The sequence below is a fragment of the Arthrobacter sp. B2060 genome (assembly GCF_059090445.1).
Map to the genome: position 1 here is coordinate 43,438 of NZ_JBNHFR010000005.1, position 26,889 is coordinate 70,326.

Consider the following 26,889-nt stretch of genomic DNA (forward strand, 5'->3'; position numbering starts at 1 on the left):
ACGGCCAGCACTGGGTGAAATGCGCCGCAACTTAGCCCGTTCCAGTGTTGCGGTCTCTCACGGGCGGCGGTTTCCGGCTACGCTCGAAACTATGCCCGTATGGTCCATGGCGTCACGTGCAAGCGCAGAAAAGAAGGCAGTAGTGTCAGTTGGTCAGGCCGACCTTGAAGGTTCGGAAGAGCTCAAAAAGTGGCTCTCCGGGCTCAAGCCCGTCACCGGGGCGGACACGATGCTGCGCTTCACCAAAACCCCCGAGGGTTCCATCGACCTGACGCACGCCCACCCCTCTGGCCTTGCCCAGCTCATGGCTGGACGCCGCACCAGGCTGTCTACGCTGATCCGCGACCAGCAGCAGTACGTCGTTGCCGCCCGCGCGTCCAGGAACCTTCGCTCCAAGATTTTCGAGCTGGCCAACGACCGCGGCATCGAAGCCGGATACCTGTCCGCCGGTACGGTGGTGTGGACATCCGCCGTCGGGGGCAAGCCGCAGCGCGTCTCGGCGCCGGTCATGCTGACCGCCATCTCACTGACCATCAGGCCCGGGGAAGATGACTACGAACTGCAGCTCACCGAGCAGGCCCGCATTAACCCGGCGCTCATCCGTCACCTGAAGACCATCCACGGCATCGTTTTCGACGTCAACGCCGTCACCAGGATGGCCTACAGCACGGCACGCTTCGATCCCCAGCCGGTGCTGGACAGACTCAGCACGCTCGTCAAACCCATCCACGGCGCGGAGGTGGAGCACAACCTGCTGGTGTCCACGTTCGCGGACCTTGCGGGCAACCTGGACGACCCCTGGATCAACCAGCAGAATGCCCTCGTGGCCTCCCTGGCCCGGGCGGCTTCCGGCGAGGTGCAGGAGGTGCCTGAGCTGCAGCCGGGGCGCTTCCCGAGCGTGGACGAGCGGGATCCCGCCGACGAACTGCTGCTGCTCGACGCCGACGCCGACCAGCAGTACGTGATCGACGCGGTGCGGGCAGGGGACTCGCTGCTGGTCAGCAGCCCGCCGGGCACCGGCCAGACCCAGACCGCCATCAACACCATCGGCGCGCTGGTGGACGAAGGCAAAACCGTCCTCGTGGTGGGGGACCGGCGCGCCAGCCTCAACGAAGTGGCCGCGAAGTTCGAAGGCCTGGGCCTGGAATCCGTGCTGTTCCAGCTCTCGGGCAGCGCAACGCCGCAGCAGCTCAAGGGGCAGCTGGTCCGGGCCATCATGCGGAACGAGAAGTCAGCCGAGCCGCACCTGGGCAACCTGCACAGGACCCTCACGGAGCACCGCCACGCCCTGATGGACCACGTGGCGTCGCTGCACAACGTCCGCGAACGGTGGGGCTGCTCGCCCTACCAGGCGATGCAGTCCCTCGCGGAGCTGACATCCATCCAGCCCGCCCCGGCCACGACCGTGCGCCTGAAGCGCAGCGTGCTGGACAGCATCCGGGACCGCGAGGAACTCGCCGGCAGGCTGAAGCGCGCTGCCGAACTCGGCAGCTTCAGCAAGTCCTCGACGTCGAGCCCGTGGCACGGCGCCCGTCTCGTGACGCGAAAGGAGACCGAAGAAGCCCAGGACCTGGCGCGCGCGGTGGAGAAAAAGCTGCCTGTGCTGCACGGCCGCATGAAGGAGGTGGCGGACCACGCCGAGATCCGGCTTGGCACGAACTTCGCCGAGTGGGGCGCCCAGCTCCGGTTGCTCGTGGCCGTCCGCGAAAGCCTGGACAAGTTCACCCCGGACATCTTCGACCGGCCCGTCCATGACCTCATCTCCGCCACCGCCTCCTCGGCCTGGCGCCGGGAACACGGCATCGACATGCCCTCCATGCAGCGGTCGCGCCTGCGGCGGGTGGCCAAGGAGTACGTTCGCCCGGGCGTGCACATCTCCGACCTTCACAGCTCGCTGGTGCTGGTTCAGGAGCAGCGCGCGCTGTGGTCCGACTACGCCACGACGCAGCGGCATCCGGCGGTGCCGTCGGGCCTTGCCGAGCTCAGCATCATGTACCGCGGCCTCACCCGGGAACTGAAGCTGCTCGGGGACGCGCTGCGGCACACGGCAGCCGGCGGGGCGCTCGAAAAAACCGCCTATCCGGAACTGATGGAGCGGCTCGAGCGGCTCGTGGCCGACTCCCAGACCCTCAAGACACTGCCGGAGCGCACACTCCTCATCGAGAACATGCGCGAGCACGGCCTTGGCGAGTTGCTCGCCGACCTGTCCGAACGGGAGGTTCCGGCCGAGTCCGTCGCCGCCGAGCTCGACCTGGCCTGGTGGCAGTCAGCGCTCGAAGCGATGATCAGCGGCGATGACTACCTCGCGATGTCCGACGGCGACGCCCTGCGCCAGCTCGAAGCCGAGTACCGGCTCGCGGACAACGCACACATCGCCAGCGGCGCCGGACGCCTGCGGTGGCAGCTGGCCGAGCGCTGGCGTGCCGGGATCGCGGAGAACCCGCGCCAAGCGGACCTTCTCCGGAGCCTCCTCAAGGACGGGCGCGTCACTCTTGCGGCGCTGACAGCCCAGGCTCCCGCGCTGGTCCCCATGCTGGTGCCTGTCTGGTCGGTGAGCCCCTACCTGATGACCGGGCTCCTCCCGGCCGAACAGAAGTTCGACGCTGTGGTGATTCTGGACGCCGAAGCGACCTCGCTCCAAGCTGTCCTGCCTGCCGTGGCCCGCGCCAAACAGGTTATTGCCTTTGGTGACGACAAGATCGCCAGCCCCCGTACGTTCACGGTGGCGGTGGAGCGGCTCGCTGCAGGCGAACCGACGCACCAGAGTGTTGAGAGCGCCTTCAGTGCCCTGTCAGAGGTCCTTCCGACGTGGCGGCTGCACTCCGTCTACCGCGCGGTGGACGAAGACCTGGTGCTGCAGCTGAGCAAGGGCTTTTACGACGGCGGTCTCCGCCGCCTGCCCGAGGGCCAGTCCGCCACGGGCCTGGACCGCGCCCTGCTGGTTGAGTACCTGCCGGACGGCACCGGGCTGCCCAGCGCCGACCACGAAGGCGTGGAGTCAGTTGTGGCTGAGGTCAACCGCGTCGTGGAGCTGGTGTTCGAGCACGCCCGCCTCCGTCCGCGCACGTCCCTGGCCGTCGTCACTGCCAGCCTGCGGCATGCCGCGAGGATCGGCGAGGCAATCCGCCTGCAGCTTCCCAATTATCCGGGGCTCTCGGGATTCTTCACGGCCGGCGAGGAATCATTCCGCGTGGTGGATCTGGAACGGGCCCAGGGGCTGGTCCGGGACCACGTCATTTTCTCCCCCGGTTACGGCCGGACGCCCCATGGACGGGCCCTGCACAACTTTGGTCCGCTCTCTGCCGAGGGTGGCCGCGCCAAGTTTGCCCTGGCCATGACCCGCGCCCGGCAGTCCCTGCATGTTCTGACCTGCTTCAAGCCGGAGGACCTGGACAGGAACCGGCTGGCCCATGGCGCCGTTGACCTTTTCGAGCTGCTGGACCGCGAGATCTCGGGCAACACCGACCTCGGCACGCCGGCTTCCCGGGCAGCGGCAAGTGAGCAGGCGCTGGGTGCGGATCCGCTCGTGGCTGACCTGGGAGACCGGCTCAGGGCACGCGGTGCACGCGTCTGGCACCAGTACGACGGCGTCATTGACGTCGTGGCCGCGGCCGACCCGTTGAGCACGATGGGCCAGGACGAAGCCGAGATTCCCCGGCCCGTGGCCATCGAGTCCGACGGCACCGAGCAGTACCGCCAGATGACCGTCCGCGAACGAAGCAGGCTCCGCCCGCAGCTTCTGGAGCGTCTCGGCTGGCGCTACATGCCCCTGTGGACAATTGAGGTGTTCACGGATCCTTCGGCCTGTGCCGACCGGATCGGTGGATACCTCGGACTCGAGAAGCCTGCCCGCCCCGTCCCGGCCGTGGCCTCACCGGGCTTCTTCGACGAGGATGTCACGGGCCTGGACGACGACTCCTACGGGCCAGCTCCGGAGGAGGACGGCCAGTTCGACGACGGCCTGTTCGAAGACCGCAGCGTTGAGGATGGCCAGGACCAGGATGGGGACCAGGACGAGGACGGCGAGGACGATTACGACGCCGCCCTGCCGGACAGGAAGGAAAACGCGCAGTGAGCCCGGATGCAGCAGACCATGATGCCCGCACAGGCGACGGCCCGGCTCGCGGAGAAAGCACCCCGCCGGCCAAGACCCCAGCTCCGGTGACGCCGGGCGGTGCAGTGCCCAACAAGGCCTCCGAGGACGATCCCCGGGCCTGGGGTGACCCGGAATCCGACAACGACCACGACGCCTGGCTCAAGGAGCAGAAGCCCCCGCACTGGGGCTAGCCGCCCCAGCCCGGCAGCGTCACCGGCCCTTGGAGCCCACGAGGACGAAGAATAGTTTTCCCTGGGTTGAAGCTCCCGCCAGAGCGCTTGCCTGCGCCGGTGTGGCAGCAACCACCATCAGGCCGTCGGAATCCCCGGCGGCAAGCCATTGGCCGCCCTGCCCCTCCCGCGCCGAGGTCCAGAGCACCGGGACCGCCTTGGCCAGGACCTTGGACGGGGACTGCTGGTCGAGGCCCGGCCCGCTGGTCAGGACGACGTCGATGAGCATGCCGGGGGAGACGAGCTGGATGGATGAGGGGTCCGCCATGCGCAGCGGGACGGCGGCTGATCCCGGCGGCGACCCAGTCAGGAGGCCGGGCCCCACAAGCTGGGTCTCGGACAGCAGCTGTCCTTTCCGGAGCGGTGCGGCCAGCTGCTTTCCGCTGAGTTGTGCTGCGTCGGTGAGCGTGCCGGTGGAGAGCATGTGGGGCGGGACATCAACTGCTACCACGTCACTACTCCCCAGAGTGGCTCCGGCCGCCAAGTCCCGTGCTGCGGCCAGGGCCGGGGATGTGTGGGCCGGTGCCGGGGTCAGCTGATGGACCGTGACACCGGCCGCCGCACACAGCAGCAGCGCTACGGCAAGGCGCCGGTTGCGGTTCAGCCAGCCCCGCAGACGGCTCGGCCCGCGGCGTTCGGGAGGTCCGGACGCCGAAGTGCCCCTGCGGGGGCGGGCAGCAGGGCGTGAGGTTCTGACGGGAGGCAGTCCGAGAGCTGGCATGCTGCCACGCTATGGAACCCGGCCCCCGGGCGGCAGTGTAAGCCGGCCCTATGTGGAAAGTGGCCCGCCAAAACGCCCGTATGTGGATAACCGCAACGTGGCGGTCAGCCGTGGGAATGGACGGGAACGTCTAGCTGGCGACAGCGGCCGGTGCGGCTGCAGGGGCCGGCGCCGGAGAGGAAGCGGCAGGGGACGGTGATACCGAGCTGCCCTTCGTGTCCCGGGAGTCCGTCCGGTAAAAGCCAGAGCCCTTGAAGACCACGCCTACGCTGTTGAACTTCTTGCGCAGGGTTCCCTCGCATTCGGGGCAGGCCGTCAGAGTGCTGTCAGTGAATGACTGCACGATGTCAAAGGCATGGCTGCAATCCTTGCAGGCATAGGCATACGTGGGCACTGAAGATCCTCCTCTTGGACAAACGACAGGTCCCGTGCTGCCGGGGTGCCACCACGCGGAATTCCTTGCGGGATCTCCGTGCAGAAACAGCTCCATTAGCAGTCGCAGGGCCTGAGTGCCAATTCTAGCATCTTCCCGCAGATTGCATCAGGAAAGTTGGACCAGGCCCGATGGCGTCAGTACCGCATCAACGGGACGGTCAAACCCCTCAACAGGAATGCTCGACGCAGGCAGGAGCTCGGAGTCGTAAATGACCGCAGCCCTTGGGGCCTGCAGACCCGCGGCCTCGGCGTCCGCCAGGAATTTGTCGTAATACCCGCCGCCCTGGCCTATCCTGTTTCCGCTCATGTCCACGGCCGTCGCCGGCAGGAAGAGTCCTGCCACGTCCCGGATGGCCTCCAAGCCGTGGCGTTCTCCGGCCGGTTCCTTGATGGGCGCATACCGGCTCCGGACAAACTCGCTGTCCGGATTCCACAACACCCAGCTCAGCCCGCGGTCCGGCTCGCACACCGGCAGCAGTACTTTGTGGCCCGATTCATGAAGCGCCGTTATCAGCGCGAGGGTGGGCGGCTCGTGGGCCACGCCCAGATATGCGGTAAACGTCGCCGGCCTGCCGTCCGCGACGGTGGCGGCCCAGGACAGGCCGTTGCTGGCTATCCCTGAGGCGGCTGCCGACATGGCCTCAGGCTGCAGGCCCAGACGGATTTTCCGGTGCCGGGAACGGATCTCATCCTTTGATTGCCGGGTCGTTTGCGACATGGTGTGCCATCCTTTGTTGCACGGAATCCCGGCCAAGCCACTGCCGGAAGCATTTACTGTATGAATGTTCCCTCCGTTACATTAGTCGAGTGACTTCCACTAATCCTTCAGTCCGCAAGGCCGTCATCCCCGCAGCGGGACTCGGCACCAGGTTCCTGCCTGCCACCAAGGCCATGCCCAAGGAAATGCTCCCGGTGGTGGACAAGCCGGCCATCCAGTACGTAGTCGAAGAAGCTGTACAGGTGGGCCTGAGCGATGTCCTGATGATTACCGGGCGAAACAAGCGTGCCCTCGAGGACCATTTCGACCGGGTTCCGGCGCTGGAAGCAACGCTGGAAGCCAAGGGCGACACCGCCAAGCTCGAGTCAATCCAAGCCGCCAGCAACCTTGGCGACATCCATTACGTCCGCCAGGGCGATCCCAAGGGCCTGGGCCACGCAGTGCTGCGCGCGCGCCAGCACGTCGGCCACGAACCTTTCGCTGTGCTGCTTGGCGATGACCTGATCGACGCCCGCGACGAACTCCTGAGCATCATGATCGAGGTCCAGGCAAAGACCGGCGGCTCGGTTGTGGCCCTCATCGAGGTGGAACCCTCCCAGATCAGCGCCTATGGCTGCGCCGACATCTCGGAGATCGACGGCGAAGGCTTCGTCCGGATCAACAAGCTCGTGGAAAAGCCGGATGTCGCGGATGCCCCCTCCAATCTGGCCGTCATCGGGCGCTACGTCCTTCACCCCGCTGTCTTCGATGTCCTGGAACGGACGGAACCGGGCCGCGGGGGCGAAATCCAGCTGACGGATGCCCTGCAGGAACTCGCCAGCAGGGACGGTGAAGGCGGCGGTGTGTTCGGCGTCGTCTTCCGCGGCCGGCGTTACGACACGGGGGACAAGCTCAGCTATCTCAAGGCGTGCGTCCAGCTGGCCGTTGACAGCGATGACCTGGGACCTGGCCTTCGCGAGTGGCTGCCGAAGTTCGCTGCCGGCCTGACCCACTAATTCCCCATGAGGGTCAGCCACATCTGGCCGGTCACACTGGAGTGTGGTGACATCGTCCTGCGTCCCATCAGATACCGGGACCGCAAGGAATGGACTGCGGTCCGGTCGCGCAACAGCGACTGGCTGGCCCCGTGGGAGGCTTCCAATCCGGCCCCGGGCGGAGCCCTTCCCGACTATCGGCAAATGGTGCGGTCGCTGAACGCCCAGGCAGCCCAGGGCACGGCCCTCCCTTTCCTCATTACTGCGTGGACACCGGGGTTCCGGGATCCTGTCATCGTGGGCCAGTTAACGGTGTCCTCCATTATTTGGGGCTCTGCCATGATGGCCACTCTGGGCTACTGGGTGGATGAGGCGCGGGCAGGCCAGGGGATCGCGCCGACGGCCGTCGCCATGGCCACCGACCATTGCTTTCAGTCCTTGGGCCTGCACCGGATGGAAATCAACATCCGCCCGGAAAACCGACCCAGCCTGCGGGTCGTGGAAAAGCTCGGATTCCGGGACGAGGGCTACCGGCCACGGTTCCTGCACATCAATGGGGAGTGGGCGGACCACCGGACTTTTGCCCTGACGGCTGAGGAAGTTCCGGAAGGACTTCTCAACAGGTGGCTGCGTTCGAGGCCGGCCTGAGCGGGGCCCGCCGGGGACTTATCGGCGTTAAGTCCAATGATTTGAGAGGCGCGGAGCGACACACCGAGACGAATGCCACAACAGGTCGCCGATTGTCATACGGTTTTGTGTGTGGACTTCCCTCTCAGCAGCTCAGTCATCCTTGTGGTCGCTGTCGCGCTCTGGATTGTTTGGGTTGCGCCGTACCTGCTCCGAAGCGGCCGCCACCAGTTTCAGGCGGCCGGCGATCTGATGATGGAGAGCGTTGACCACGAATCTGCAAACCCGCAAGCCGGAACGGTCCTTCGCATGACCGTCCAGCAGGAGAATCCCATGGACACCAGGAAGAGCAGCGCATCCGGAGCACGCTCCACGCCCGCCGGCAAGTCCGCCGCGAAGGACGGAGGCGCCTTCCGCATCCGCTATGGGCGTCTTGCCATCGCACTGGCCGGGCTCCTGTCCTTCGCCAGTGCCCTGATATCCGGAGTGCTGGCGGTCTTTGGAGTGGGAACCGGCTGGCTTCCGTCTCTGTCATTTCTGGCTGGTGCCGCCTCCGTCGTTCTTCTCCGCAGGCTCGCCGTGCGTGACCGCCGCAGGAAGGTAAACGCTGCCTTCTCAGCGGCCATGGGTGCGCCTGCGAATCGTCCCCGCCCCGCGGCCCATCCTGCCGTTCCAGAGGCCGCTGAGGAAACGGCCACACTTCGCGAAAGCACCCTTTTCGACGCCGAAGCCGCAGCCTCCCAGCCTAAGCCGCTGACCGCCGTCGAACTGCGTGAGGCCGCCTTGGCGGTGGCTCTCGCGGCGGGTGACAGGAGCGGCTTGGCATCGACGACGCAGGATGCTGCCGCCCCGGCAAAAGAGGAATCCGCCAGCTGGGAGCCTGTCCAGGTCCCCAAGCCCACCTATGTCGAGGCCGCCAAGGCGGAACGCCCTGCCCCCGAACCGCTCGACCTTCCGGAGGCCCCCAAAGCCGCCGGCAAGCCGTCGCTCAAACAGGGCACTGCGGCCGCGCCAGCTGTCGCTTCGCCGAACGCCGGGCGCCCGCAGGGCAAGGCGCAGAGCGCCCTTAGCAACCTCGACGACGTCCTGCAGCGCCGCCGCGCGTAGCCTCTTTTGACGCCCGAGTGTAGCTGCGAAGCATGAGCCGCATCTGCGTTGCCGGAGGTACGGGCCAGATTGGCCGGGAAGTTGTGCGCCAGGCCCTGAGCCAAGGGCACGCAGTCGCGGTTCTCAGCCGGAACCCGCCTAAGGAGGGTGCTCACGGGCAGCACGACGGAGCCACATACTTCCGGGGGGACGCCACCACCGGCGAAGGCCTGCCGGATGCGCTGGCGGGGGCCGACGTCGTCATTGACTGCCTGGAGGGGCAAACCGGCAAGGCGCTCAAGCAGTTTGCCGCCGGCGGCGCGATTCTGCTCGGCGCAGCCCTGGAGGCCGGAGTGCCGAAAGCGGTCCTGCTGTCCATCGTGAACTGCGATCAAAGCACCTATGGCTACTATCGGTCGAAAGCGGACAAGGAACGGGTATACGCACGCTCGGAGCTGGAGACCGTGATCGTGCGTGCCACGCAATTCCACAGCCTCCTGGCCGGGATCTTCGCCGCGGGGGCCCAAGTAGGGCTGGTTCCGGCGATCCGTGGGGCGCGGTTCCAAACGATCGCACCTGACGAGGTTGCTGCCGCTTTGCTTGAAGCGGCACTGGAGGCGCCGTCAGAGGAGAGCGACCGGCTCTGGACAATCGGGGGCCCCGACGTCACGGATATGGCGGCCATGGCGCACACGTGGAAGCAGGCGACAGGTTCAAACGGGCTGATAGTCACGCTGCCGCTGCCTGGCCCGATGGGAAAGTTCCTGCGCGCGGGCCGCAACCTGGCCCCCGGAGAGCCCTACGGCAGGATGACATTCGGGGCCTGGTTGGCAAACCGGCCGGAAAATTTGTAGCCTAGGGAAACCGGCGTTGCGGTTCCTCCCAGAGGGCAGCGTCCCCGGGGTTATAGCTCAGTTGGTAGAGCGCTTCGTTCGCATCGAAGAGGTCAGGGGTTCGAATCCCCTTAGCTCCACAATTCGTAGGGGATTGTGCCTCTTCGGGTCCCCCGAAAGGGCCCGACTTTCTGGCTCGCGGAGTTCCGAGTCAGTTCCGGCATCGCCCAGTTCCTGCTCGTGTCGCCTGGACATCATTCAGGATTCATCCACCACTCCCGAGCAGCGCAACGGCCAGTACCGGCGCATCGCGAAGCTGCTCGACGGCCTCATTGTCCTCGCCGGCTTGGTCCGCCACTCACTTGCCGCGTGGGTACCGACGGCTGGTTCTCGGGACCCCGACGGTTCAGCAGCAGACGATGGCCAGCCGGGCCCATAGCTAATCAGCTAACCAGCAGCGGAATCAGGAGTTAAGTAGCTGCAAGGTGACAATGTACCGGTCGTCGCCTTCGATTTCGTCCTCATCCAAGGAGTCCAGGTTCAGGTAGTCAACCCTTACGCTGTACTCTCCCGGTTCTACCGTCAGCTTCCCGCCGCTGAGCCCGTTATCCGAAACTCCAGAGACTTCAAGCACTCCGCTGGGGATGGAAAGGGTTCCTCGCTGAGTTTTGTCCGCCTTGACGGCGGGAGCATCGCCTTCGAGAACCCGGACTGTGACAGGAGCGGAGAACCTGCGTCTCGTGCCTACGGTGATATACCCATCGCCCTGGATGAACATGGCCTCGAGTTCCTGATCAGTCCAGGAGATCGTTGCCCCAATTGGCACGAGAGGAGTCAAAAACGACGAACTGGTTAAAATCCGTAAACAGGTTGAATTCAACTTCAATCATGTTTCCTACTTCACGTTGATTCTGACCACGTCGCCAGGGTTCAGACCTTTGGCTGGCTACCAATATATTGTCCCAGGGACCGGTTATGACCGACTTCCAGGTATCGGACCGAGGCGTATTCCGACTCCTTGAACCCAGCCATAGGGGATTCGTCCCGGTCGAGGTAAGGTTCCTGGCTTCCCACCCGGTCGAGGGCGGCAACGGTCGCGCGGACGGCTGGGCCGCCCTCGTCGTCCCCTGCCGCCGTCACCGCCTCCTCGGAGGCGAGGGGCCATCATTCGTGGTTTGAGCAGGCACCTGAAGCCGGCGTGAAGAACATAAACGAGTACGAGCCCCGTCCTTCGGGACGGGGCTCGTACTCGTTTCTGCGTGGGTCGTGTCGTTGACTAACCGATCGGAGTGGGCGGCTGCTCGCCGCGGAGCACGGCGAGCGTGTTGTCTGCGGCGAGTACCGCCATAGCGGTGCGCGTCTCCACGGTGGCCGAGCCGAGGTGCGGCACGAGTGCCACATTCTCCAGGTCCAGCAACTCGGGGTGGACCTGCGGCTCTTTCTCGAAGACGTCCAGCCCGGCCCCGGCGATGACGCCCTCGCGCAGCGCGGCGGCGAGGGCCGCCTCGTCGACGATCGGTCCGCGTGCCGTGTTGACGAGGTACGTGGAGCTCTTCATTGCTGAAAGCTGCTCCGCGCCGATCAAATGGTGCGTTGCCGGTCCGTAAGGGCAGTGCAGCGAAATGACATCGGAAACAGTCAGGAGCTCGTCAAGATCGACCCGGCGGGCGCCCAGTTCCGCGCCGATCGCGGGGTCGATCTCGCTGCGCGACTGGTAGACGATGTCCATGCCGAAGGCCTTCGCCCGGCGTGCCGTCGCCTGTCCGATGCCGCCCATGCCGACGACGCCGAGCGTCTTGCCCTGCAGGCTGCTGCCAAGCAGGAAGAACATGCCCCACTTCCACGGCTGTCCGGCGCGGATTAGCCGTTCGCCCTCACCCAGCCGGCGGGTTGCCATGAGGATGAGCCCGAACGCGATGTCGGCCGTAGCCTCGGTGAGCACGCCGGGTGTGTTGGTGGCGACGATGCCCCGCGCGGTGCAGGCCGGCACGTCGATGTTGTCATAGCCGACGGCGACATTGGAGACGACCTTGAGCTGGGGGCCCGCGGCGTCGAGCAACTCGCCGTCGACGCGTTCGGTAAGCAGGCTCAGGATCGCATCGGCGCCGGCCACGCGGCGCAGGAGCTCCTCGCGGCCAATCGACTCCGGACCGGTCCATGCATCGACCTCGTGCTCGGCACGAAGCTTTTCGAGTGCGGCGTCAGGAATGCGTCCTGTGACGACGACCCGGCTCATGCCGTCTCGATCCACTGGCGCAGGCGTCCGAGGCCGTCGAGGATGTCTGGCACCTCAATGCCCGAGTAGGCGAGCCGGATGTACTGCCGTTCCTCGCCGGGCAGGCGGCGGCCGAAGTGCTCGCGCGTGCAGAAGGAGACGCCCGTCTTGTACAGGGCATCAGAGGCGAAGTCACCGACTGCCGTATACCCCATACGCTCCATGGCCTCGGTGACGTCGGGGAACAGGTAGAAGGTCGACTGCGGGACGGCGACGTGCATGCCGGGGATGGAATTCACGAGCTCGCATGCGGTGTCCCGACGCTTCTGCAGGACGTCAAGCATCTGCTGCACAGAATCCTGGGGGCCGCGGAGCGCTTCGACGCCGGCCCACTGCACGTAGTGCGTCGTGCAGGACTCATCATTTGTGTTTAGCGTGCTGAGCACCTGGGCGATCTCGCGCGGGGCGACGGCGCAGCCGAGGCGTGAGCCGGTCATGGCGAACTTCTTGCTGAACGTGTAGAGGATGACGGTACGCTCGGCCATGCCGGGAATTGATGTGATCGAGCTCGAGACTCCCTCATAGCGAGTCTCGAAGTACGCCTCGTCGGAGAGTACCCAGAGGTCGTGTTCTATCGCGAGCTGTGCGATGGCCTCGCGTTCGGCTGCAGTCGACTCGGCTGAAATGGGGTTCTGCAGGTCGTTGTAGATGATTGCGACCGTGTTTGGGGTGATCGACGAACGGATCTGCTCGAGGTCGATCGCGAAGCCCGTGCTCGTGGGCACGTAGCGGTACGGCACGGCCGTGCCGCCGAGGTACTCGATCTGCGACTCGTAGATCGGGAAGCCGGGGTTCGGATAGAGCACTTCCTGGCCGGGGTTCATGACCGCCTGCAGGAACTTGGTAATGACGGGCTTGCCACCGGTCATCACGACCACGTTGTCGGGGGAGAACTCTATCCCGCGGCGCGAGCCGATGTCGTCGGCGAGTGCTTCACGAAGCTGTGGAATGCCGGGGCCGGGGCAGTAGCCCGTGTAGCCGTCGGCGATCGCCTTGTTCATCGCTTCCACGATGTTGGGGGCAGTGGGGATGTTGATGTCGCCCAGGTGGAAGGGGTAGACCATGTTCCCCTTGGCCTTCCAGGCGGCCGCGGCTTGCGCGACGCTGAAGGCGGTTTCGGTGCCCAGCCGTTCGAGCCGGTGCGCGAGTTGCTGCATGCTGTTCCACTCCTCATCGAGTTTACGATCGGTTCCGTGCAGTTCAGGTCCCAGTATAGGACTAATATATCAACTCGGGCAATCTAATATGCCTACGAATTCTGAAGGAACCATCGTCGCGAAATCGGGACCTGTCGAGCGGAGCATGAAGCAATGGCTGATCACCTGTCGATCAGTTCGAGGCGCCAAGAACCTTGCTCCGCGTATCCGGGCTGGTCTGAACAGGATTCAGTGAAAAATGCGCGAACCGGCGTTATCCTGAGTTCTCATCGAAGAAGTCAAGGGTTCAAAACCCCTTAACTCCTCAGGTTCAACCTTCCATCCAGACGTGGCGGGCCGGAAACGGCAGAGAACAACCTGAATCAGTGCGCTGGCCGTGTTGGGCGCATGGCTCTCCGGGGCAATACCAATGATTCAGGTGGCCCGCCCTCTTGCCTGGTTCGGGGCGCGACGCTTGTCATCATCATGGCGTCAGGTGAGTGTTCTGATGATGAGCACGGCCCCGGTCAGGCTGAAGGCCGTCCCGGCAAGAATGGCGAACCGAAGATGCTCGGCGGCCGTCCCCTGGCCATTCCCGATCCGCAGTTGTCGTGGGTGGCGGGAGATGAGCGCACCGACGGCGAAGCACGTTACCGCGAGAACCATGCAGGTGGACGCAGCGAAGTGAATGCCAGGTTCCATGCGGGGTCTCCCTTCACGTCCCGGACCAGTCTTACCGTAGGGGACCGAAAGCGCCAGACATCAAAGCCGGCTTATGGATTCCCCGCCGGGCCATCCTCCGTATTGCGGTTCCTGGCCCTGCGCACAGTCCACATGACCAGGAGTGTGGCCGCAACGACGACGGCCGCTGCCATAACTACCGTCGACAACAGCACCATAACGTGCCAGCCCTCAAGCCTCATCGGTCCCCATTCCGGTCAGGTGTTTTGTCGAGACTTTACATGCCGCCGGGCCAGGGCAGCATAGGCGCGCCCGCCGGGCGCCGTTCAGGCTACGAAGCAACGCGGGGCGGGCGCTGTAGGGCACGCGGGGGCGGTGGCCCGCTCATTCCCCGTGAACCAGAGCGGGCCACCTACCGGAGCCGTAGATCTTCGAGACCCGTTACGGCAACGGTAGACGGATGATACAGCCGCATGCTTGGGAAATGCGGAGCGGGCCTCAGTGCGGAGCCGCCAGCGGCAAGGGAACCCTTTCTACGACGTGGGGCGCAAGCAGCACATGCTGCTCGGGGGCGATGCCCTCTCCGGGCAGGTCCGCCAGTTCGAATGTCAGCAGGCGCACGATGTGCCGGGCGGCGTCCTCCACCGGCTGGGCCACGCTGGACAGACCCAACGCCGCGGCCACGGGAGTGTCATCAAACCCCACCACTGCAGCCCGGAGTCCCGGGCCGGCGGGCTGCCCGGGCAGGAACTGTTCCGGGCGGAGCTCGCGAAGAATTTCCGCGGCCCCGATCGCCAGCGAGTCGCTCGCGCAGACAATCGCCGTCGCGCCTCTCTCGATGAGTTCCCGGCCGCCGGAAATGCCTCCGGCTACAGTGTCGGTGGCTGATATGCAGAGCCCGGAACCATCCTCGCGGTGGCCCAAACCCCCCATGGCCCGCTCCCACCCGGACTGGCGGTCATCTCCCACCGGGCCGCCGTCCTTCCAGCCCAGGAACGCGATGCGGGTGTGGCCCTGCCCGGCGAGTATGGTGACGGCTTCCGCAGTGCCGGCCGCCCCGTCAATGTCCACCCACGGATGCTGCGCCGAAGCGTCCTCCCACGGCCGCCCAAAGACGGCGAATGGCGTGCCGTTGTCCTGCAGCCATTTCGTGCGGACGTCGTCGCGGCTGCTGGAAGTGAGGATGAAGCCGTCGATTCCCGCGACATGGAGCAGTTCCCCGTACTGGAGGACTTCATCCTCGTGCGAGTCGGCGCAGAAGAGAGTCAGCCGGTACCCCGCGCCCTGGGCAGCCTCGGTGAGGGCATGCAGAAAGCGGTCGAGGATGGAGCCGTTAATACCGTCCGTCACCGGCATCAGCCTCATGCCGAGATTCATGGAGCGCCGGGTTCGCAATTGCCGGGCTGCTGCGCTGGGCCGGTAACCGGCGGCTTCGATGGCCGCCCGGACGCGTTCCAGAGTTGCCGGCTTCACCCGGTGCGGGGCGTTGAGCACGTTGGAGATGGTCTGCCTCGACACGCCTAGCTCAGCGGCAAGGCTTGCGAGGGTGGGCCGGGCCACGAATGCTCCTCAGTGCGGGAAGGATCTGCGGGGCTTTTCCTTCTGACGGTTGTTGTGAGACGATCTTAACGCCATAAATTTGATCGATCAAATTCCTGCTGGAACGTGCTCCGTTGATTTGGCAGCACTATTTCCGCAGCACTCTTCCGGTCTCCGCCCCACCTAAATTCGAGGAGTTTTCCGTGGCCTCTGAGCAGCCGTACCTGCATAACCTTTCCGGCGTCTTCAGCGCCCCGATCCAGGCATGGGCAGACGCCCATGGGCAGATCCGCGGGGCGGGTGCCCAGGGAATCTACTGCGGCGATGACCGCGTGCTGAACGGGGCTGTGCTGACCGTGGACGGCCGCGAGCCAGAGTGGGTATCAACCCAGCTGCGCTCGTCCAAGGAGACTGACTACATCTACTTCGTCCGTGCTGACGCTGAGGTGGCTGACCCGCTGCTCTCGCTAGTGCGGACCCGCACTGCTGAATCGGGCAGGATCCGGCCGGGAGAGGACAGCGAATCCCTAACCGGATGCACCGGCCGCGTGGCAGAGACCCTGACGATTGAGTCGGCGTTCCGCGAGCCCGTCACCCTCAACGTCCGCCTGACCCTGGCTGCCGACAACACCACCATGGAGCAGATCAAGCAGGGAGAACGCTCCCACCGGCCGGTTGTGCCTGCTGCCTGCACATGGGCCTGGCGTGACGCCGATACGGAGCTGCGCCTCACCACGGGGTCCAGCGGCGGGACGGGGCCGGGCTCCGTCGGCTTTAAGGGAACCACGGTCACCATCGACTGGGCGGTGGAGGTGCAGCCAGGAGCCGCCGTCGTCCTCGAGTGGGCCGTGGACCTGACTGACGCTGATTCGCCGATGCTCGCCGGCAAGGGCTCGCCCATCGAGGCCCCGATGTTCGCGGATCCGCGCCTCAGGAACCTCCTGCAGCGCTCAACCAGCGATCTCAACAGCCTGCGGCTCGCCCATTCCTCGCACCCGGATGACACCTTCCTTGCCGCCGGTGCGCCATGGTTTTTCACCATGTTCGGCCGGGATTCCATCATTGCCGCCCGGATGCTGCTGCCGATCAACACGGCCATCGCCCGCGGCACCCTGCGGGCGCTGGCCGGACGGCAGGGAACCGAAACGGACCACACCGCCGCGGTGCAGCCCGGAAAAATCCTGCACGAAGTCCGGCGGACAGTCCTGACCATGGCCGAGAGCGGCCAGGCCCTGCGGCTGCCGCCGGTCTATTACGGCACAATCGACGCCACACCGCTCTGGATCTGCCTCCTTCACGACGCCTGGAAGGCCGGAATGCCCGACGCCGAGGTTGAAGAGCTGCTTCCCAACCTCCTGGACGCCCTCGAATGGCTTCGGGATCACGGCGACCTGGACGGGGACGGCTTCCTGGAATACCTCGACACCTCAGGGCACGGGCTCGTCAACCAGGGCTGGAAGGATTCCGGTGACGCAATCCGGTGGCACGACGGCTCATTGGCAACGGGTCCCATCGCGTTGGCCGAAGTGCAGGCCTATGCCTTTGAGGCAGCTACGGTCGGGGCTGAGCTCCTGGATGCGTTCGGGCGCCCCGGCGCCCAGGAATGGCGGGACTACGCGGCAGGAATGGCGGAGAGGTTCCGTTCGCAGTTCTGGTGTGAGGATGAGCTGGGTCTTTATCCCGCGCTGGCGCTCGACGCGGACAAAAAAGCGGTCGACGGCGTCACGTCCAATATGGGGCACCTGCTGGGTACGGGGATCCTCAACGAGAAGGAGCAGGAGATCGTGGTCAGACGCATCATGGATCCGACCATGTTCTCGGGTTACGGCGTGCGCACGCTGTCCACCACCAACGGCGGCTACTGGCCCACCCGCTACCACGCCGGAGCCGTCTGGAGCCACGACACCGCCCTGATTATCAGCGGCATGCTGGCCGACGGCTTCCCCGATGAGGCGGCAGAGCTGGCGTCGGGGCTGCTGAAGGTGGCGGAGGCCAATGACTGGCGGCTGCCGGAGCTGTTCGGCGGCCACGGCTCGGACACCATGCGTGTTCCGGTGCCGTTCCCGGCCAGCTGCCGCCCACAGGCGTGGGCCTCGGCGAGCTCCGTCGTGATCGCCGCCGCCCTGGGTCCAAAGCCGGACGGTCCAGGGCCGGACGGTCCAGGGCCGGCCGGCGGGACGGCAAGCGCCCGCGACGGGCTGTTGGTGTCGGCGCGCTGAGTCGGCGCTGACGCAGTCCAGCGCCGCCTCAGCAGCCGCTGGTTTGTTCGTCCTGCAGTTGCTCGTCCGATTCGACCCGGCGCAGCACTGCAAGCCTGTCCGCAATCCCGGCGAGCGCGGCAGCGTCCGGCGACGGCGGCACAGCGGGCCGTGACGCGGCGTCCCAATCGAGGGGGCTCCGGCTGATGAGAACGAGCATGATGTCCCGGTCGCGGAGCATGTCCAGCACGTGGAGGAACCGGAGCCACGCCGCCGCGGCACGGGCGGCGGCACCGGCGGCGGCGTGCCCTGCGGGCTCCACGCCCGGGGGCGGGACGCCGTCGACCACCCAGGCAGGGAACATGCCCGCCAGTGTCAAGTAGTCGGCCTGCCCGAGCTGACCGCCGCACAGTGCGTCGAACCCCACCCAGAGGAGATCGGGATCGGCGCTCTTCACCGTCAGGGTGTGTGACGGCAGTTCCAGGACCCGCTGCTGGGAGGCCGCCGGTCGAAAGAGGCCATAGGCGCCCAGCTGCCGGTCGGTGCCCGGCGTGATGATGATGCCGCGCTCGAACCTGGACATGCCCCTACAGCCAGCCCTTGCGTTTGAAGATGACGTACATCAGGACCGCCGTGCCCGCCATCAGCCCGATGGACATGGGATACCCGAAGGACCAGTGCAGCTCGGGCATGTGGTCGAAGTTCATCCCGTACACACCTGCCACGAAGGACGGGGCGAAGAAGATGGCGGCCCAGGAGGAGATTTTCTTGACCTGTTCGTTCTGTTGCGCGCTGGCCTCATTCTGCCGGTTGGCGGTCAGCGTGCCGTCCAGGGTGAGCGCGTTCTGCAGGAGGTCGCGGAAGGAGTTTGCCCGGGATATGACCCGCTCCACATGGTCCTCCACGTCCCGCAGGCTGTGCTGCAGGTCGGTGTCCACGACGTACTTTTCGAAGCCGCGCTTCAGCTGCTGCATCATTCCCGGCAGGGGATGGATGGCACGCTGGAACTGGATGACCTCGCGGGCCAGTTCATAGATGCGGCGGGACACGGTGGAGTCGCCGGAGAACAGCTGGTCCTCGATCTCGTCGATGTCGTTTTCCAGTCCGGCAACCACCGGCGCGTAGTCATCCACCACCTTGTCCAGCAGGGCATAGAGCACGGCCTCGGGACCGTGGCGAAGCAGGTCGGGCCGCGACTCCAGACGGCGCCGGACCTGCCCCACCCCGGACATCTCGGCGTGCCGCACTGTCACCACGAAGTTCCTGCCCGTGAAGATGTGCAGTTCTCCGAACTCCACGGTCTCGGTGTCGTCGAGGTAGCGGGCAGGCCTCAGCACGGTGAACAGGTTGTCGCCGTAGCGCTCCAGCTTGGGCCGCTGGTGGGCTGAAATGGCGTCCTCGACGGCGAGTTCATGCAGCCCGAATTCCGCGGCCACGGCAGCCATTTCGGATTCGGTCGGCCGGTAGAGCCCAATCCAGGCCATGCCCCCGTGCTCGGCCAGCGTCTCGAAGGTCTGCTCGAGGTTTCCCGGTTCGGCGCTGCGGATCCCGTCAACGTAGACGGCGTTGTCGATGATGGTCACGGTGTGCGGTTCCCTGCGTGGCCGTTCAGGACATCGCGCCGATGATGACGCCGGCTGCGGTCATGGCGAGCACGTCGTGGCCGGAATCGATCAGGGTCACGGCTGTCCCGCGTCCGGCGAAGCCGTTGTGGATGACATGGCCTCCGGCGCGGAACACCACAGCCAGGACCAGGGCAAACAGGCCGCCGGCCAGCGCGTTGTCGATGCCCAGCCTGGCAATCAGCGCTGCGAGCAGGATGGCCGTCAGCGCGGCATAGACCATCATGGGCAACCAGATCCCGGCACCGCCCTCCGCGTTCTTCAGGTCCTCTTCCGTCTTGCCGATGGCCTCCATCCAGCGCGTGCCCAACACCGCCGGAAGGTACCAGACGAAGCCGATGGCCATGCTGGCGATAAAGGCAAGCAGCACGGCGAGCCAGTTGAGCTGGGAGATGTACGAGAGCCAATCCATCTTTGAATCCTATTCCCCACGGGCAGGTGCCTGGACTGACGCGCCCTGCACCAGCCGGCTGATGAGCGGCTCCGTCCGGTACGGGATGTGCGTGTGGAGCGCAAGCACGGTTTCCGTCCGGATGACTCCCTTGATCCGGAGGATTGAGCGGAGGGCGGCCTGCAGGTTATGCGTATCGGTGGCCACCACCCGGCACCACACGTCGCCCCGCCCGGAAATCTCGTGCACCTCCAGGACCTGGGGGAGAAGGCGCAAGGCGCCCACGACGCCGTCGAGCTCGCGGTGGGTCACTTCGATCGTCACGAAAGCCACGACGTCGTACCCCACCGACTCCAGGTCGATTTCCCGGCCGCCATCGCGGAGGACGCCGGAACGCAGCATCCGGCGCATGCGAGACTGCGCCGTGTTCCTGGCGATCCCGAGTTTCTCGCTCAGTTCGCCGATCTGGATCCGCGGATCACGGACCAGTTCCAGCAGGATGCGGAGGTCGGTGGGGTCCAGGCTGTTCAAATGATCACTCCGGTTCACGTCTGGCATCGAGGATTGACTGTTTTGATCAATATTTCCACGAAACAGAACCTCCTTGGTCACACCTGGCCCATTCTGGAGGTATCAATCTTCATCTGCAGTCGAAGCTCCCACAAGGAGCGGGGGCTGCCGGGCAGGCAAGGGTACGGGCATGACCGTCTTCAGCGAACTTCGGATGCGGCCGGCGACGGCCGGCAGCAGGGGTTGGGACGCTTCCAACACCGCGCGGCTGGCAATGGCGGGCGTGGTGATCTTCACGCTCCTGGTGGGGGCCAATCTCGCGACGCCCCTGTACCCATTGCTGCAGGCGGAGCTGGGCCTCACCTCTCTTGACGTGTCGCTGGCATTCTCGGCCTATGTCCTGGCGCTCATGTCCACACTCATGGTCGCGGGCCACTGGTCGGACCACATTGGGCGGCGCGCGGCGCTGCTCCTGGCCGTGCTGGCGGGCTTGGCGGGCGGTTTCGTTTTCGCCCACGCGGAGAGCCTTGCCGTGCTGTCGGCGGGGCGCGCGCTGCAGGGGATCGCGGTGGCCCTGGCTACCGGCGCCAGCTCGGCCGCCCTCAGGGAGCTGCTTCCCGAGCGGCCGGAATGGGCCTCGCGCTTCACCCTGCTGGCGTCCGCCGGCGGGGTGGCGGCCGGCCCGGCCATCGGGGGAGTGCTCTCGCTGCTGCCCCACCCCACGTCCACGCCCTACGTCATCCACTCGATGGTCCTGGCGGCACTTCTGGTGCCGCTGTACCTGCTCCGCGCCCGTCCGGCCATCCAGCCGGCCCACGGTCCGCGGCCGCTCAGGGCATTGGCGCCCCGGCGGCCCTCGGTATCGCACGCGGCACGGGGCGCCTTCTGGCTGGCCGCCGCCGTCGGGTTCCTGAGCTTCACCGTCTTTGGTTTCTGCCTGTCCCTGGCTCCGGGCTACTTCGCACCGATCGTAGGCGTCGATTCCAGGCCGCTCATCGGGGTCCTCGCCGGCCTTACTCTTGCTGCCTCGGCCCTGAGCCAGCTCATTGGTGTCCGCAGCCGGTTCGCCGTTCCCGCCGGGCTGGCGCTGCTGGGCATCTCTATGACCCTGATCGCCGCGGCCGCAGCCTACTCCAGCCCCTGGCTGCTGGTCGCTGCCAGCCTGGCCGCCGGCGTCGGGCAGGGCATCGCGTTCCGCACCGCCTTCAACGATGTGGCTGGCAAGGTGGAAGCCTCCCGCCATGCGCAGATCATCAGCACGGTCTATGTGATCACGTACCTGGGGAGCGCCGTCCCGGTGATCGGACTGGGCCTAGCGGCAGCGGTGTATGGACTTGAGGGGACGGCTACCGGATTCCTCGTGCTTTGTGGCATCGCCGCCGGGGCGCTCGCGATGGTGGCGCTGCGCCGGTCGCTGCGGTCCGCCTGAGCGGACCGCAGCCCCGCCTTGAGCGGCAGCCGCAGTCAGTCCTGCTCGTGCAACGGCCCGTGGTTGCCCGGCATGTGCTCGAACACCAGCGTGGTTTCGGTGTGGCCCACCACCGGGTCCGTAGCCAGGTTGTCGAGCACCCAGTCCCGGAGGTCTTCGGTGGTGGCCACCGCGATGTGCAGCAGGTAGTCCACTGAGCCGGAGGTATGGAAAGTGGACAGCACCGCAGGCAGCTTGGGAACGCGGGAAGTGAACCGGTCGATCTGCTCGCGGTCGTGGGCGCGGAGCCGCACGGCAATGAGCGCTTGGACGGAGCGTCCGATGGCCGAGAGGCTCAGTTTGGCTTCGAAACCCTGAATGATGCCGCGTTCGGACAGGGCGCGGGTGCGCATCAGTGCCGTGGAAGGGGCGATGCCAACGAGTTCTGCAAGCTGCTTGTTGGAGATCCGGGCGTCGTCGACGAGCGCCGCCAGCAGCCGCTCGTCGATCGCATCCAGCGGCTCGGCATGTCCGGACATGGGCCGAATATTCTTCGCGTTGGTGCTCACGGATCCTCCTTGGGGTGTTCTCCATTCATCATAGTCGCGACTTTCCGCCCATAACATTCATTTGACCTGTCGATCTCCGAATATTTGCCAGATACTTGCGGCGTTCAATGGCGAATAATTCACAAGGAGCATCATGCTTTCTCGAGACTCGATGGCAGTCCATGCCGGCCGCGACGGGCTCACCGGCCAGGGTGTCCACGCACTCCCCGTCGACCTTTCCACAACGGCACCGCTGCCCTCGGTGGAGGACGGCGGCCTCGCCTACGAGCAGATGGCGAGTGGCGGCCCCCGCCTGGAGGGGCAAAGCACCGTCTACCAGCGGCTCTGGAACCCCACCGTGGCGCGGTTCGAAGCCGGCGTTGCCGTGCTGGAAGGGGCGCCGGAAGCGGTGGCCTTCGCTACAGGAATGGCGGCCCTGAGCGCCGTGCTCCTTGCGGCAGTGGCCGGAGGCAAGAAGCACGTCGTGGCGGTCCGGCCGCTCTATGGCGGCAGCGACCACGTGCTCGCATCGGGTGTGCTGGGAACCGAGGTGACCTTCACGGCGCCGGATGGCGTCCACGCCGCGCTCCGGCCGGACACGGGACTGGTCGTCGTCGAAACCCCTGCCAACCCCAGCCTGGACCTCGTGGACATAGCCCTTCTCGTGGCGGCCGCGGACGGCGTTCCCGTCCTCGTGGACAACACTTTTGCCACCCCGGTGCTGCAGCGGCCGCTGGACCACGGAGCCGCCCTCGTGCTGCACAGCGCGACCAAGTTTATGGGCGGCCACAGCGACGCGATGGGTGGGGTGGTGGCGGCGTCGCCGCAGTGGGCCGTCCGTCTGCGGCAGGTTCGGGCCATCACGGGCGGTATCCTCACGCCCTGGCCGGCCTACCTCCTCCACCGCGGACTTGCCACCCTTCCCGTCCGGGTCCGGGCCCAGCAGTCCACCGCCCACAAGGTGGCCGCCGGACTGGCCGGACATGAACTGGTGCGAACGGTCCGCTACCCGGGCCTTCCGGAATGCGACCCGCACGGGCTGGTCGGCACGCAGATGGCGGGGCCGGGTTCCCTGATCGCTTTTGAACTGCGCAGCGCAGAACACGCTGAGCGCGTCCCGGCCGCCGTCCGGATGATCACCCATGCCGTGTCCCTCGGCGGAGTGGACACCCTGATTCAGCATCCTGCCGGCCTCACCCACCGCCCGGTGGCAGCTGAAGCGAAGCCGCATGCCAGCCTCCTCAGGGTTTCAGTGGGGCTGGAAGACGCCACGGACATTCTTGGAGACCTCGTCCAGGCCATCGAGGGGACTTTCTAACCTCGACGGGGAACCTCCGCCCCGGCGGGATGCACGACGGCGGCGATCACCGCCGTCGTGCATCCCAGCACGATCACGGTGACGGCGAGCGCCGTCCAGCCCAGCGACTGGAACACCAGGCCGCCCGCCCAGCCGATCACACTGGATCCAAGGTAGTAGGCGAGGTTGTACAGCGACGCGGCCTGTGCCCTCCCCGTGGAGGCGATGGTGCCCGTCCAGCCTGCCCCGATGCTGTGCGCGGCGAAGAACCCGCCCGTAAACACAAGGAGCCCCACCAGGATCAGCGCCAGCAGGTGGGTGAGCGTGAGCGCGAGGCCGGCCGTCATCAGCAGGATGCCCGCCAGCAACACGGTCCGCCGGCCAAACCGCTGGGTGAGGCCGCCTGCCCATCTGGAGGTCACCGTCCCGGACAGATAGGCCAGGAAGATCAGGCTGATCAGTGTGGCCGGCAGGCTGAACGGTGCGCCGGAGAGCCGGAAACCGAGGTAGTTGTAAACGGCAACGAAGCCTCCCATGAGCAGGAAGGCCTGGATGTAGAGGGCCAGCAGGCGTGCATTGCGGACATGGCAGCCCAGTGTCCGGAGTGCGCCGCGAAGGCCCTTCGCCGGGGAGGGTTTGAACCCCCTGGCCCTCGGTACCAGCACCAGGAACAACACGGCCGCAAGTGTTGCGAGAATGGAGACGGCGAGGGCGGCGGCACGCCAGCCCCAGAGTTCGCCCACCGGCCCGGCCACCAGCCGTCCGGCCAGTCCACCCAGGGTGGTCCCGGCTACGTAACTCCCGGCGGCCATTGCGGCATGCGCCTTGTTGATCTCCTCGTTCAGGTAGGCAATGGCGATGGCGGGGATGCCGCCCAATGCCATGCCTTCGAGCATCCTGAGTCCCAGCAGCAAAGGAAACGAGGTGGCGAGCGGAACCAGCAGCCCCAGCACGGTGGCGGCCGAGATGCCCCAGGTCATCGCCCTGACACGTCCGATCCTGTCGGCCAGGAACGACCACGGGATGACGGTGACGGCGAGTCCCACCGTTGCCAGCGAAATGGTCAGCGCTGCCTCGGCTGCCGTGACCTTGAGTTCCGAGGACATCAGGGGCAGCACAGCCTGGGTGGAGTAGAGCTGAGCAAAAGTCGCCACGCCCGCGAAAGCCAGGCCCGCGAGGATCTTGCCGTAGGCGGCCGATCCCTTCGCATGACCCTCCCATCCCGTCTCCTCAGGAGGTCGGGAGCAGGGAAGGCCGGGGCCTGGCTGGCTGTGGGAGCCGGGAACGGCGGGCGTTGGCATGCTTTCAGCGTAGGACTGCCGTAATTTAGTATCCAATGCATGATTCAGCAGTGAATCATGCATTGATGGATGGAAAGCGTCCGTATCTGCGGCAGCAGGGAATGGCGGGGAATCAATGGACATCGAGCATCGGCAGCTCGTTCAGCTGCTGCCCATCCTGCCGCTGCTCGCTGAGCTGGGGCGCACACAGCACATCACGGAAACTGCCGAACTCCTGGGTGTTCCGCAGTCGACGGTGAGCCGGGCGCTGGCCCGCGCCAGTGCCGTGGTGGGCACGGAACTGCTCATCCGTGAGGGCCGGGGCGTCCGCCTCTCGCCGGCGGCCAAGGCGCTTCTGCCCTACATCGAGTCCGCGCTCGCGGAGTTCCGCGCCGGCCTTGACCTGGTGCGCCATGAATCCGAGGTGGTCCGTGGCCGGGTTGCCGTGGCCTTCCAGCACACGTTCGGGGAGGCCACGCTGCCGCTGCTGATCGGCGCCTTCCGGCACCGCCACCCGCAGACCGAGTTCCAGCTCAGCCAGGGAGCGAGGGACACCTGCCTTGCGGAGTTGGCGTCCGGCGCGGCCGACCTTGCACTGACTGCCCCCGTGGCGGCGGCCAGCCGGACCATCGGATCGGCCGCCCTCTACCGGGAACCACTGCGGCTCGTGGTGCATCACGCACACCGGATCGCAGGACGCCGCTCCGCCGCCCTGGCAGACATCAAAGGGGAGCCGTTCGTTGCGCTGGGGCCAGGATATGGGCTCCGGTCCCTCACCGACGCACTGTTCCGGGAGGCCGGGTTCCGGCCCCGGATCGCCTTTGAGAGCCAGGACTCCCATACCGTCCGTGGCCTGGTTTCGGCGGGCCTGGGAGTGAGCATCCTGCCGCCCGGCGCCAGCCCACAGCCCCCCGGCGCCAGCCCACATCCGGCCGGCGCCAACCCACAGCCTGCCGGGGCCGCGCGCAGCGGGGATCTGGGGTGGGTGGAGGTGCCGCTGGAGTCGGCACTGGCCTATCGGGAGATCGGCCTGGCGTGGCGTGAGCGCAGCGGGCCGGAACCGGAGCCGGTGCGTCTTTTCCGCGAACTCGTGCTGGGGGAAGGACCTGCGCTGCTGGCCGGCCTGGTCCGTGCGCGCTCCGGGAGCTGACCGGACGGCTCAGCCCCCGGCGAGGAGACCCCCCATCACCTCGGCGACGGGTCCGGTGCGGGCCGACCTCCATCCCGTCCCCGCCCACAGGTTGAGGCGGTCGGCGTCCCCTGCGGCGGCCGCAGCGGCGCGAATGGGCGCCGTGAGGTGGTGGATGGCCGGGTAGCCTTGCGGTGCGTCGTCATGGTCCCGCACGAACTCGTTGACCAGGGCGCGGGCGTAGCGTCCGGTGAAGGCCCGGGTCGGCCGCGTCTCCGTGAACCGGTCTGAGCCCAGGGCATCCTTGTGCAGCTGGCGGGCGCCGCTTTCCTCTGTACGCAGCAGGGCAGTCCCCACCTGTGCCGCCTCGGCTCCGGCAGCGAGCACCGACTGCACCGCGGCTGCGTCGGACAACGCTCCGGCCGCTATCAGCGGAAGGCCGACGGCGGCGCGCACCTCCCGCACCAGCTCCGCCGTCGTGGACGGGGCGCCGGAGGGGGAACCGGGCCGGCCGACGGCCGGCGCTTCGGCGGCCAGGAACGCGCCGCTGTGCGCGCCCGCGCTGCCGTGCTGCACGACGAGGGCGTCCACACCGCGTTCCGCGGCGAATCCTGCCTCGGCGCTGTTCGTAACTGTGGCCAACACCATTGAACCCGCCCGGCGGAGCTTCCCCACCACGTCCGCCCCTGGCAGGCCGAAGGTGAAACTGACCAGCTCCACCGGATCGAGCAGGAGTTCCTCAATCTTGCCCTGCCAGGCATCATCGTCATCCACGGTCAGCGGCGGAACATCGACGCCATAGCGGGACGCGTCCCTGAGCAGACTCTGGCGATACCGTTCCAGGCCGGCCAAGGCCTCGGCGGACGGCTGCAGCTGCCGCATATCCGGCACAAAGACGTTCATCCCGAACCTGATGCCGGCCGCTTTGGCGGCCTGCACCTCATCCCTCATCGCGCCGACGGTCTTATAGCCGGCGGCGAGAAAACCAAGGCCGCCCGAGTGGTGAACAGCCTCAACGAAGCGGGTGGTCGACGTTCCTCCGGCCATGGGCGCTGCGATGACCCGGGTGCCAAACAGACCTGTGGACATTGCTCGCTCCTTTGATGCACTTCAGTAGTCTGGTGGGGTGACTGACTCTGACAACCTATCCGATGC

The 26,889-nt window shown here is 66.4% G+C and carries 25 protein-coding genes and 1 tRNA gene; 11 read left to right on the forward strand and 15 right to left on the reverse strand.

Features of this window, described 5'->3' with window-relative positions; all coding sequences use genetic code 11:
* The first annotated feature begins 91 nt into the window (after positions 1–91).
* Together AC5RUM_RS10660 and AC5RUM_RS10665 are read left to right on the forward strand one after the other, a co-directional pair.
* On the forward strand, positions 92–4,075 hold the full coding sequence (locus AC5RUM_RS10660) for an AAA family ATPase (RefSeq protein ID WP_494034899.1): 3,984 nt from the start codon (positions 92–94) through the stop codon (positions 4,073–4,075).
* Positions 4,072–4,287 (forward strand): hypothetical protein, encoded by a 216-nt coding sequence (locus AC5RUM_RS10665; protein WP_494035154.1) that lies wholly within the window; start codon positions 4,072–4,074, stop codon positions 4,285–4,287. Before AC5RUM_RS10660 ends, AC5RUM_RS10665 begins: the two co-directional genes overlap by 4 nt.
* Before the next feature lie 19 nt (positions 4,288–4,306).
* Here AC5RUM_RS10665 and AC5RUM_RS10670 read toward each other — a convergent pair whose 3' ends face one another.
* The 3 genes from AC5RUM_RS10670 to AC5RUM_RS10680 form a co-directional block, all read right to left on the reverse strand.
* A complete protein-coding gene (locus AC5RUM_RS10670; protein WP_494034900.1) occupies positions 4,307–5,047 on the reverse strand; it encodes an RcpC/CpaB family pilus assembly protein in 741 nt (246 codons plus the stop codon).
* 130 nt (positions 5,048–5,177) lie between these two features.
* Positions 5,178–5,441, reverse strand: a complete 264-nt coding sequence (locus AC5RUM_RS10675) for an FmdB family zinc ribbon protein (protein WP_494034901.1) — start codon at positions 5,439–5,441, stop codon at positions 5,178–5,180.
* 147 nt (positions 5,442–5,588) lie between these two features.
* Positions 5,589–6,200, reverse strand: a complete 612-nt coding sequence (locus tag AC5RUM_RS10680) for a 5-formyltetrahydrofolate cyclo-ligase (protein WP_494034902.1) — start codon at positions 6,198–6,200, stop codon at positions 5,589–5,591.
* An 89-nt stretch (positions 6,201–6,289) separates the two neighbouring features.
* Here AC5RUM_RS10680 and galU point away from each other — a divergent pair, with 89 nt between their 5' ends.
* From galU to AC5RUM_RS10705, 5 genes are all read left to right on the forward strand, one after another.
* Positions 6,290–7,195: a UTP--glucose-1-phosphate uridylyltransferase GalU gene (gene galU, locus AC5RUM_RS10685; RefSeq protein WP_494034903.1), complete on the forward strand. Its 906-nt coding sequence runs from the start codon at positions 6,290–6,292 to the stop codon at positions 7,193–7,195.
* Between the two features lie 6 nt (positions 7,196–7,201).
* Positions 7,202–7,822: a GNAT family N-acetyltransferase gene (locus AC5RUM_RS10690; protein WP_494034904.1), complete on the forward strand. Its 621-nt coding sequence runs from the start codon at positions 7,202–7,204 to the stop codon at positions 7,820–7,822.
* Positions 7,823–7,933: 111 nt separating this feature from the next.
* Positions 7,934–8,908, forward strand: coding sequence for a hypothetical protein (locus AC5RUM_RS10695; RefSeq protein ID WP_494034905.1), 975 nt, complete (start codon positions 7,934–7,936; stop codon positions 8,906–8,908).
* A gap of 32 nt (positions 8,909–8,940) precedes the next feature.
* Complete coding sequence (locus tag AC5RUM_RS10700) at positions 8,941–9,741, forward strand: SDR family oxidoreductase (RefSeq protein ID WP_494034906.1); 801 nt, start codon at positions 8,941–8,943, stop codon at positions 9,739–9,741.
* 46 nt (positions 9,742–9,787) lie between these two features.
* A tRNA-Ala gene (locus AC5RUM_RS10705) sits at positions 9,788–9,860 on the forward strand.
* A 323-nt stretch (positions 9,861–10,183) separates the two neighbouring features.
* Here AC5RUM_RS10705 and AC5RUM_RS10710 read toward each other — a convergent pair.
* The 5 genes from AC5RUM_RS10710 to AC5RUM_RS10730 form a co-directional block, all read right to left on the reverse strand.
* Positions 10,184–10,546: a hypothetical protein gene (locus AC5RUM_RS10710; RefSeq protein WP_494034907.1), complete on the reverse strand. Its 363-nt coding sequence runs from the start codon at positions 10,544–10,546 to the stop codon at positions 10,184–10,186.
* 450 nt (positions 10,547–10,996) lie between these two features.
* Positions 10,997–11,956, reverse strand: a complete 960-nt coding sequence (locus tag AC5RUM_RS10715) for a 2-hydroxyacid dehydrogenase (protein WP_494034908.1) — start codon at positions 11,954–11,956, stop codon at positions 10,997–10,999.
* A complete protein-coding gene (locus AC5RUM_RS10720) occupies positions 11,953–13,152 on the reverse strand; it encodes a pyridoxal phosphate-dependent aminotransferase (RefSeq protein WP_494034909.1) in 1,200 nt (399 codons plus the stop codon). The genes AC5RUM_RS10715 and AC5RUM_RS10720 overlap by 4 nt, the downstream gene beginning before the upstream one ends.
* Positions 13,153–13,623: 471 nt before the next feature.
* On the reverse strand, positions 13,624–13,833 hold the full coding sequence (locus AC5RUM_RS10725; protein WP_494034910.1) for a hypothetical protein: 210 nt from the start codon (positions 13,831–13,833) through the stop codon (positions 13,624–13,626).
* 477 nt (positions 13,834–14,310) lie between these two features.
* Positions 14,311–15,372, reverse strand: coding sequence for a LacI family DNA-binding transcriptional regulator (locus AC5RUM_RS10730; protein WP_494034911.1), 1,062 nt, complete (start codon positions 15,370–15,372; stop codon positions 14,311–14,313).
* Positions 15,373–15,554: 182 nt separating this feature from the next.
* Here AC5RUM_RS10730 and AC5RUM_RS10735 point away from each other — a divergent pair, with 182 nt between their 5' ends.
* Positions 15,555–17,570: a glycogen debranching N-terminal domain-containing protein gene (locus tag AC5RUM_RS10735; RefSeq protein ID WP_494034912.1), complete on the forward strand. Its 2,016-nt coding sequence runs from the start codon at positions 15,555–15,557 to the stop codon at positions 17,568–17,570.
* 28 nt (positions 17,571–17,598) lie between these two features.
* Here AC5RUM_RS10735 and zapE read toward each other — a convergent pair whose 3' ends face one another.
* From zapE to AC5RUM_RS10755, 4 genes are read right to left on the reverse strand one after another with little or no spacing between them, the layout of a single operon-like run.
* Positions 17,599–18,132 carry an AFG1/ZapE family ATPase gene (gene zapE, locus AC5RUM_RS10740; RefSeq protein WP_494034913.1) on the reverse strand — a complete coding sequence of 178 codons (534 nt, stop codon included), beginning with the start codon at positions 18,130–18,132 and terminating at the stop codon, positions 17,599–17,601.
* A 4-nt stretch (positions 18,133–18,136) separates the two neighbouring features.
* A complete protein-coding gene (corA, locus tag AC5RUM_RS10745; RefSeq protein ID WP_494034914.1) occupies positions 18,137–19,132 on the reverse strand; it encodes a magnesium/cobalt transporter CorA in 996 nt (331 codons plus the stop codon).
* A 25-nt stretch (positions 19,133–19,157) separates the two neighbouring features.
* The gene (locus tag AC5RUM_RS10750; protein ID WP_494034915.1) at positions 19,158–19,583 is read right to left on the reverse strand and encodes a DUF1761 domain-containing protein; all 426 of its coding nucleotides are present in this window, start codon (positions 19,581–19,583) and stop codon (positions 19,158–19,160) included.
* 9 nt (positions 19,584–19,592) lie between these two features.
* Positions 19,593–20,120 (reverse strand): Lrp/AsnC family transcriptional regulator, encoded by a 528-nt coding sequence (locus AC5RUM_RS10755; RefSeq protein ID WP_494034916.1) that lies wholly within the window; start codon positions 20,118–20,120, stop codon positions 19,593–19,595.
* Positions 20,121–20,262: 142 nt separating this feature from the next.
* Here AC5RUM_RS10755 and AC5RUM_RS10760 point away from each other — a divergent pair, with 142 nt between their 5' ends.
* Entirely contained in the window at positions 20,263–21,501 is a 1,239-nt protein-coding gene (locus tag AC5RUM_RS10760; RefSeq protein WP_494034917.1) for an MFS transporter, read from the forward strand.
* 35 nt (positions 21,502–21,536) lie between these two features.
* On the opposite strand, the gene AC5RUM_RS10765 is transcribed toward AC5RUM_RS10760, so the two are convergent.
* Positions 21,537–22,049, reverse strand: coding sequence for an Lrp/AsnC family transcriptional regulator (locus tag AC5RUM_RS10765; protein WP_494034918.1), 513 nt, complete (start codon positions 22,047–22,049; stop codon positions 21,537–21,539).
* Between the two features lie 133 nt (positions 22,050–22,182).
* On the opposite strand from AC5RUM_RS10765, the gene AC5RUM_RS10770 reads away from it, so the two are divergent.
* Entirely contained in the window at positions 22,183–23,346 is a 1,164-nt protein-coding gene (locus AC5RUM_RS10770) for a trans-sulfuration enzyme family protein (RefSeq protein WP_494034919.1), read from the forward strand.
* Here AC5RUM_RS10770 and AC5RUM_RS10775 read toward each other — a convergent pair.
* Positions 23,343–24,626 carry an MFS transporter gene (locus tag AC5RUM_RS10775; protein WP_494034920.1) on the reverse strand — a complete coding sequence of 428 codons (1,284 nt, stop codon included), beginning with the start codon at positions 24,624–24,626 and terminating at the stop codon, positions 23,343–23,345. The two genes, AC5RUM_RS10770 and AC5RUM_RS10775, sit on opposite strands and share 4 nt — an antisense overlap.
* Before the next feature lie 115 nt (positions 24,627–24,741).
* Between AC5RUM_RS10775 and AC5RUM_RS10780 the strand changes: the two genes are divergently transcribed.
* A complete protein-coding gene (locus AC5RUM_RS10780) occupies positions 24,742–25,755 on the forward strand; it encodes a LysR family transcriptional regulator (RefSeq protein ID WP_494034921.1) in 1,014 nt (337 codons plus the stop codon).
* Between the two features lie 9 nt (positions 25,756–25,764).
* Here AC5RUM_RS10780 and AC5RUM_RS10785 read toward each other — a convergent pair whose 3' ends face one another.
* Complete coding sequence (locus AC5RUM_RS10785; protein WP_494034922.1) at positions 25,765–26,823, reverse strand: nitronate monooxygenase; 1,059 nt, start codon at positions 26,821–26,823, stop codon at positions 25,765–25,767.
* Positions 26,824–26,889: the final 66 nt, after the last annotated feature.